Consider the following 698-nt stretch of genomic DNA (forward strand, 5'->3'; position numbering starts at 1 on the left):
CTATATAATTTAATTAAAAAAATTAAAAATTTTTTCATCTATTATACAAACCAGCTTTTTTGATTAAATTTTTTATGGAATTCTCTATTTCCACATAATTTTTACCATTTGATAAGTTTCTAGCTATAAATACTAAATCATAACCTATTTTTATGTTATCACTATTTAGCCTACAAATCTCTTTAATCAAACGTTTTATTCTATTTCTCTCAACACTTTTCCCTACTCTTTTATTTATAGATATACCTAACCTATTTATATTTTTCCTATTTTTATAAATATATAATACCAATAAGCTATTAGAAAAAGATCTTCCTCTTTTGTATACAGCACGAAATTCTGCATTTTTTTTTATTCTGTAAATTTTCATTTTTGCTCCTTTTTTCTACTTGCAGAAAAAGGCCACAAAAGCGGCCTATGCTGTTAATCTCTTTCTACCTTTTTGTCTTCTTCTCTTAATAACGTTTCTTCCCGATAGAGTTCTCATTCTCTTCCTAAAGCCATGTTCTTTTTTTCTCTGTTTCTTTTTTGGCTGATAAGTCATCCACATAATACCATAAATCTCCTTTCACTATTAATATTAATTTTCTATACTCAATTCTCATATATGAAATTTAATATTTTCATTATTAAATAAACAACTCCAGTTTAAAGTTTTACTATTAAATTATATATTCACTAACTTATAATGTCAATAT

The 698-nt window shown here is 24.5% G+C and carries 2 protein-coding genes; both read right to left on the minus strand.

All coding sequences use genetic code 11. The features are described 5' to 3' along the window. Positions 1 to 34 precede the first annotated feature (34 nt). Positions 35 to 370: a ribonuclease P protein component gene (rnpA, locus tag J5G60_RS18605; protein WP_150358972.1), complete on the minus strand. Its 336-nt coding sequence runs from the start codon at positions 368 to 370 to the stop codon at positions 35 to 37. A 45-nt stretch (positions 371 to 415) separates the two neighbouring features. After that, positions 416 to 550: a 50S ribosomal protein L34 gene (rpmH, locus tag J5G60_RS18610; protein WP_150358971.1), complete on the minus strand. Its 135-nt coding sequence runs from the start codon at positions 548 to 550 to the stop codon at positions 416 to 418. Between the last annotated feature and the right edge of the window lie 148 nt (positions 551 to 698).

It is taken from the genome of Clostridium sp. HV4-5-A1G (assembly GCF_900184915.1).
Lineage (GTDB): Bacteria > Bacillota > Clostridia > Clostridiales > Clostridiaceae > Clostridium_B > Clostridium_B aromativorans.